Annotated in this window: 4 protein-coding genes and 1 pseudogene; all 5 read right to left on the reverse strand. The window is 41.7% G+C overall.

Annotated elements, in window-relative coordinates; genetic code table 11:
* Positions 1–824: pseudogene (locus AFK68_RS37020) on the reverse strand (calcium-binding protein); the annotation flags it as partial.
* A 607-nt stretch (positions 825–1,431) separates the two neighbouring features.
* On the reverse strand, positions 1,432–2,286 hold the full coding sequence (locus AFK68_RS18590; RefSeq protein WP_094674046.1) for a sulfotransferase: 855 nt from the start codon (positions 2,284–2,286) through the stop codon (positions 1,432–1,434).
* 174 nt (positions 2,287–2,460) lie between these two features.
* On the reverse strand, positions 2,461–3,747 hold the full coding sequence (locus AFK68_RS18595; protein WP_094674047.1) for an RNA-guided endonuclease TnpB family protein: 1,287 nt from the start codon (positions 3,745–3,747) through the stop codon (positions 2,461–2,463).
* 889 nt (positions 3,748–4,636) lie between these two features.
* Positions 4,637–5,713 carry a TRAP transporter substrate-binding protein gene (locus AFK68_RS18600; RefSeq protein ID WP_094674048.1) on the reverse strand — a complete coding sequence of 359 codons (1,077 nt, stop codon included), beginning with the start codon at positions 5,711–5,713 and terminating at the stop codon, positions 4,637–4,639.
* 82 nt (positions 5,714–5,795) lie between these two features.
* Positions 5,796–6,878 carry a TRAP transporter substrate-binding protein gene (locus AFK68_RS18605; protein WP_094674049.1) on the reverse strand — a complete coding sequence of 361 codons (1,083 nt, stop codon included), beginning with the start codon at positions 6,876–6,878 and terminating at the stop codon, positions 5,796–5,798.
* Positions 6,879–7,471 lie beyond the last annotated feature (593 nt).

Consider the following 7,471-nt stretch of genomic DNA (forward strand, 5'->3'; position numbering starts at 1 on the left):
CCGTAGCCACCGTAGCCACCGTCGCCACCGTAGCCACCATTGCCACCGTCGCCACCGTCGCCACCGTAGCCACCATTGCCACCGTTGCCACCGGTGCTAGCAAAGCCACCGTCGCCACCGTCGCCACCGTCGCCACCGCCACCACCGTTGCCACCGTCGCCACCATTGCCACCGTCGCCACCGTCGCCACCGTTACCGCCGCTAACGCCGTCGCCACCGTCGCCACCGTCGCCACCGTCGCCACCGTCGCCACCGTCGCCACCGTCGCCACCGTCGCCACCGTCGCCACCGCCGTTGCCACCGTTGGCACCGTTGGCACCGTTGATACCGATGGTACTACTAATCAATCCAATGCCTCCCCCAGCAGGAACATTGTTTCCAGTACCACTACTACCGCCTTCAGCTTTGTTATTCGTGAAATCGACATTATTTAAGGTGACGTTGCCACCATAGATAAACATGCCACCGCCCATACCAGCGCCACCGCCACCAACGAGGCTATCTCCGCCTTTGGCGACACCTTTATCAATGGTCAAATTGGAGATATCAACTGTTCCTGACTTAATAAATAAAGCCCGCACATCTCCTGCATCAGCTACCCCGTTATTATTGGCATCACCACTCAGGGTGTAGTTGCCACCTACAATGGTGATATTGCTATCAATGAGAGGCTGCATGGTTCCTGTCAAGCGCACATTGTTTTGCAGGGTAATCGTGTCATCTTCTGGCATTTGGTTCGCTTGAGCAATAGCATAACTGAGAGTACCTGTTTGATTCCCAGTTCCGTCATCAGTGGTTCGGTTAACGATAAAATTATTTGCCATTGTTTTTTTTCCTTAATTTGAGTAGGACTTATATCATGTCCGGATGATTAGTTATGATTAGGATATAGATGGAAGAGATATCTCAAACCATTGAGATTGCTTCCTTCCACTCCGTTCCAGTCGCAATGACTTTACATGATATTACGCAAAAGCGAGGTAATTACGTCATTACAAGCGACAGGAAAGTAATCCCCAAAACTCCGCGATTGCTTCCCTACACTGCGTTCCGGTCGCAATGACAAATCAACCTTGGGTAAGTCCTGTTGAGTTGAAAGAATTAATTTCATTACAGGTGTTTACCAAAAATCATTGGGTCTAAAGTCCAGTCTTTGTAAGCATTCAGCAGTCAGCTATCAGCTATCAGCTATTTATTTTAGTTTGAAAGAAAACCTTTATTAATGAGGTAAATCTAATTTTACTATAAAAGCTGATTTTTAAAGGCTATATTCATTTAAAACCCCTCATTAAGGTTTAGATATTATTGCGCTCGTGCTGACGACTAATAGCTGAATGCTTACCAGTCTTTTAAGACGGAGCAGAAATCTTTGTCTCAAAAACAACTTCTGATGATTTCCCCTCCTGGGAGGGGCTAGGGGTGGGTTGACTTCTAACTTCTGACTTCATTGACTTCTGGGGGATTGGGTTGAGCCACAATCACATTAGCGAGACTGTTGCTGGGGTTTGTCCAAAAGGACAAATCATTGTATTTAACAAACAAATCTGGCGGTAAAACCGTCTGTCGAGGCTGAAACTCCACTTTAGAGCGTACTTTATGTAAGCCTTTGGTATTCAGTCGATTATCAAACTCATCAGCTTGATACTCCACATTCTCAAAATCATGCTCGAACGGTTCTTCCCCCAAAAACTGATAAATCAGGGACAGAGTTTTATCTGGAGCTTGGGCCAAGATGTCATAATCCACTAGGAGTAATGAGGAACTATATTCGCTATAAAACGCTTCTTTGAGGGCGTTATAAGCAAATCCCACCAATCTTCCTCCCTGACTCAAAGCTTCAGTCCGGGTGTAAACCGTAGAACGTTCACCTGAATTATTAAATAAACGGGACACCTCAAAAGTATTTTTTCTGACTAACCTTTCCACACTATCCATAATCCAAGCCACATTGCGGACGCAGCAAATCACTTTGGAGCCAGGAAATAAGTCCTGAATTAAAGACAATTTGCTACACCAGAGACGGTTAGTATCAAAGATTACTTCTTTGTCCCCTTGTGCTTCATAGAATGTTGAAAAAATAGTTAAGGTTAATGCCCGTTTTTGTTCAGGTGTGATAAAGACCGAAAACTCATTGTTTTCGCTCATCGCTTCTAGTAGGCGACTCACCAGACCCCCCACTGGACTAGACATCCCTGCATGAAACACAGGATTTTGGCGAAGTAAGGCTCCTAATAAGGTAGAGCCAGATCGCGGTAGTCCTGAGATAAAGTGAATTTTTTGTTTCATTCTCTACTTTTGGCTTGGTTTGATAGGTGTTGAAAGCCAGACTGAGATGGTGTTTGACCAGCCAGCCAGCAAATGCGGGAGATGTGGTAATCTCAAACCTAGAAGTTTGAGCAGTGGTTGATGTCTCTAGGGGTTAAAACACCCTAGATTCTAAGCGGATGTGCTACGCGGGCGCTATTGCCACGCTACGCACTGCTTACGATATTTTTTGGTTAGAGAATCCAACCTATATCGTTGTGGAAGCATCAAAACTTCCCTACAGACCTTAGCTAGATTGATTTCTAGCTGTGTCGATACTTTTCTTAAAATATTAGCTGCACCATTACAGTCAGCATTGATAACTTGACCTGTTGCTAAACGGTACAAGCCACGATTGACACGCTTTCCTGATGGCTCCCACCTTTCGGGTTTTTCACCAAATGTCGGTAGAAAATCATCGTCTAAAAAACTAGCCTTACTCGTGTAACTTTCCTCAGTCTCAACAAACTTAATCCCATACAGCTCAGACAATTCGGCTATCCGGGCTTTCAACTTGGCCGTAGGTATTTGAACAAACTGCTGGTTATTTTTCTTGCCAATATTAATACTATCTTTTTGACGTTGATTCCACCCAAAAACTATCGCACCTATTTGATGTTCAATGCACCAGTTAATAATCAACCTAGCTGCTTTATTAATATTGTCGCGCATCATTCGGTTGCGCTTTTCCGTAATAGCTGCTAACCTATCGTCCCAATAGTCACCACCCTTACCTGCTTTGATTTTAGCTATTTGCTTGTTGTACCATTGATTTTGAGATTTAACCTTTCTTCCATCAACTATAAAAGCCTTCCCCACATTACTCACGCAGGTTAACCAGTTGTTTAGTCCAGGGTCTATGCCTAAGACGTTTCCTGCTATTGGCTGGCCTTTATCTGTCTGTGGTTGCTCATAAGCAAATTCCAGATAGAAACAGTTATTTCTAGGAACGAATCTATATTCTTTTATTTGCTTAAAATCTAGATTGCTTGGCATTTGCAACAAAAAATGGTCAATACCAAACCATGCTTTTACTTGCTTGCCTAGTGAAAATTTGAGCATTCCATTTACCAGCTTGACCCATCGTCCCGGATAACTAACAACTGCTAGACCATCTTTTTTACGGTATTTTGGTGGTTTAGGTTTTTCAGCTAACTCGCCTGAGTTAAACATTTTGGCTAATCTAGCATAAGAGTTAAAGGACTCAATTACCGAATGTAAAGTCTGTTGGGCGCAGGCTGAACCCATGGATTTAAAATGCGGGTTAGCTTTTAGCTCAAAATCTAGTTCGGCTTTAGACAGAAAGCGTCCCGCTTTAAACAGCATTTGACGACAATAATAAATCCCGCAGTTAGTAAGCTTATTGGCTTCTATACAAAGGTATTCAATCATAGCCATTACTTCTGGACTACTTTTGACCAGATGTTGTTGGCATCCGTACATTAACAATCACCTCCTGTAGATATATTTGAGTCACTACTGAGAATTCAAAGGATATTTAGGCATTTTCAGGAGTTACGCATAAGGAATGAAATATCAACATTTGAGATTGCTTTCCTGACGGACTGCTCCGCAAACGCTGTCGCTTGCTATCGCAAAGCTGCGCTTTTCATGTCGGCGACAGCCGAAACGCAATGACATAAATGCCTTATTTTGCGTAAGTCCTGATTTTATTTGACTGACGTAGTTAGGACACGCGCCAGATAAAATCAACCATACAAAATTCAACAAAATCTATGACAGAGTTTGAGAATTTCTAAGTGTTCTACCCATGTTGAATTTGCATTCTATTCCACCCCCCCCTACTGTCAAGAGCATTTCGGCAATTTCATTAAATCTTCATCAAATCTTCATACTATTACTACATCTTATGTCTAAGATTGCGATCGTTTATTTATAGCAGTTTTCATTAATATAGAGTACAGAGATTTGGGTTTAAAGGAAGAAGGAAGAAGTAAGAAGTAAGAAGGAAGAAGTAATGCAAGTCATGAAGTGAAAACCGCTATAATTAAAATTATTGAAAGGGGGGGTTTATTCAGTTATCAGTTATCAGTTATCAGTTATCAGTGATATAGAATCCGGTTGAACAGTCGTCATTGCGACGATAGGAAGCAATCTCAGAGGTTCCACGAGATTGCTATCCGTTCCGGAATGCTCCGCAAACCTTCCACTCCGTTCCAGTCGCAATGACTTAGCGATAGTAATTATCCGGATTTGGTATCAGTTATAAGTGAACCAATGTATGGGCGAATGGCCATTTTCGGCTGTCGCCGACATGAAACGCTGCGCGACATGTTTGGGGAGCATTCCGTCAGGAAAACGCCCCTACTGACTACTTATTAAACGAAAACTGAGCAAAACTCAACTCATTAATTTTATTCCAATTAAAAACTTGCTCTCTAAATTTTTTCCACTGTTGATAAACCTCCTTAAAACTCCCATTTTTACTAGCATTTTCCTCATAAATCTCAAAAGCAGCCTTCTGAGCAGCTTGCATAATTTCTGAGCTAAAAGCTCTCAACTGAACACCCTTTTCAATCAATCTTGGCAACGCTTCACTATTCAAAACATCATATTGAGCTAACATATTCAAATTAGTTTCATAAGCAGCAGTCTGAAAAATTTCCTGATATTCTTTTGGTAACTTATTCCAAGCATCCAAATTAACCAATACATCTAAAGTCAGACCAGGTTCCCACCAACCAGGATAATAATAATATTTTGCAGCCTTATATAAACCCAACTTCTCGTCATCATAGGGTCCAGTAAATTCAGCAGCATCAATAGCACCTCTTTCCAAAGCCAAATACACTTCCCCACCAGGTAACACCTGCACATTTACCCCCAATTTAGTCATCACATCACCTCCCAAACCAGGAATACGCATCTTTAAACCATTGAGGTCAGCCAAACTATTAATTTCCTGCCTAAACCAACCACCCATTTGTGCCCCGATGCCACCTGCTGGGAAGTTAATAATGTTAAAATCAGTATAAACTTTTTGCATGGCTTCGAGACCCCCACCATGATATAGCCAGGCATTCTGTTGTGCGCCAGTAAAACCAAATGGAACAGTAGTTGCAAAGACAAGGGTAGGATTTTTGCCTTTATAATAAAAACTACTGGTATGACCACATTGTATAGTGCCTTGTTGTACAGCATCTAAAACTTCCAACCCTCCGACTATTTCACCAGCTTGATAAGGAGTAATAGTAAATCTGCCATTGGTCATAGCTGCGACGCGATCGCAAATCCGCTGCGCTCCACCAAACAAAGTATCGAGAGATTTCGGCCAACTCGTTGCCATTCTCCATTTTATCTGTTGCGGTTCAGTTTGACTCAATGCAGGTAAAGCAACTGCACTGGTGGCAGCAGCAGTAGTGTAAGTAATTAAATTTCTACGTTTCATTTTTTTTTATGTGTTATTAGGGAATAGGGAATAGGGAACAGTGAGAAAAACATTTCCGTTGTACGAATTCTAAATTCTCAATTTACTTTGGGTTATTGAAGGAAAACTGAGTAAAACTCAACTCATTAACTTTATTCCAATTAAAAACTTGCTCTCTAAATTTTTGCCACTGTTGATAAACCTCCTTAAAACTACCATCTTTACTAGCATTTTCCTCATAAACCTCAAGAGCAGCTTTCTGAGCAGCTTGCATAATTTCTGAACTAAAAGCTCTTAGCTGAACACCTTTTTCAATCAATCTTGGCAATGCTTCACCATTCAAAAAATCATATTGAGCTAATATATTCAAATTAGCTTCATAAGCAGCAGTCTGAAAAATTTCCCGATATTCTGTTGATAACTTATTCCAAGCATCCAAATTAATCAATACATCTACAGTCGCACCTGGTTCCCACCAACCAGGATAATAATAATATTTTGCAGCCCTATAAAAACCTAACTTCTCATCATCATAAGGCCCTGTCCATTTAGTAGCATCAATAGCTCCTCTTTCTAAAGCTAAATAAATTTCCCCACCGGGTAAGACTTGCACATTTACTCCCAACTTGTTCATTACATCCCCTCCTAAACCAGGAATACGCATCCTTAAACCATTGAGGTCAGCCAAAGTCTTAATTTCCTGCTTAAACCAACCACCCATTTGTACCCCTGAGTTACCCGCAGGGAAGTTAATAATGTTAAAATCAGCATAAACTTTTTGCATCGCTTCTAGACCCCCACCATGATATAGCCAGGCATTCTGTTGTTGGGCAGTCAAACCAAATGGAAGAGTAGTTGCAAATACAAGGGTAGGATTTTTGCCTTTGTAGTAAGAACTAGCAGTATGACCACATTCTACAGTACCTTGTTGGACAGCATCTAGAACTTCTAAACCTCCAACTATTTCACCAGCTTGATAGGGAGTAATAGTAAATCTGCCATCGGTCATATCTGCGACGCGATCGCAAATCCTCTGCACTCCACCAAACACACTATCAAGAGATTTCGGCCAACTTGTCGTCATTCTCCATTTTATTTGTGGAGGTTCGGTTTGACTTAATGCAGGTAAAGCAACTGCACTGGTGGCAGCAGCAGTAGTGTAAGTAATTAGATTTCTACGTTTCATTATTTTTTATGTGTTATTAGGGAACAGGGAATAGGGAATAGTGGGAAAACATTTCCGTTGTCCGAATTCTCAATATAGCAGGGAATAGGTATGGAGGGAATAGGTATGGAGGGAATAGGTATGGAGGGAAAAACATTTCCGTTATGGGAATTATCAATTCTGAATTCACTTGGAAAAGTCGTCCGCAGCGACGAGAGGAAGCAATCTCGTGGCACCCTGAGATTACTTCCTTTCACTCCGTTCCAGTCGCTACGGACTTGGGTAGGGAATAGGAAATAGGCAACAGGGAACACGGAACAGTGGGAAAAACATTTCCATTGTGCGAATTCTGAATTCTGAATGGCTTTGTTGCATGAAAGTATATAGCTGTCGCACAAGCAAGTGCATATGTACAATAATAACGTGCGAAAACTCCTCTAACTATTGGACAATAGATGAATAGAACATCAATTTTGAGATTGGGCAAGGCTGAAACTTTTGCCTGTCAAGGCTTTGAGATTTAATCTCCCAGCCCTAACTATTGGACAATAGATGAATAGAACATCAATAATTGCCAAAGAGAGCGATATAGCTGCAGAATTGATTTTCTATCG

Source organism: Hydrocoleum sp. CS-953 (genome assembly GCF_002260545.1).
GTDB lineage: Bacteria > Cyanobacteriota > Cyanobacteriia > Cyanobacteriales > Microcoleaceae > Trichodesmium.

Coding starts and splice junctions, on each gene's coding strand:
- AFK68_RS18590 (WP_094674046.1), bottom strand. CDS start 2,286: ATGAAACAAAAAATTCACTTTATCTCAGGACTACCGCGATCTGGCTCT.
- AFK68_RS18595 (WP_094674047.1), bottom strand. CDS start 3,747: ATGTACGGATGCCAACAACATCTGGTCAAAAGTAGTCCAGAAGTAATG.
- AFK68_RS18600 (WP_094674048.1), bottom strand. CDS start 5,713: ATGAAACGTAGAAATTTAATTACTTACACTACTGCTGCTGCCACCAGT.
- AFK68_RS18605 (WP_094674049.1), bottom strand. CDS start 6,878: ATGAAACGTAGAAATCTAATTACTTACACTACTGCTGCTGCCACCAGT.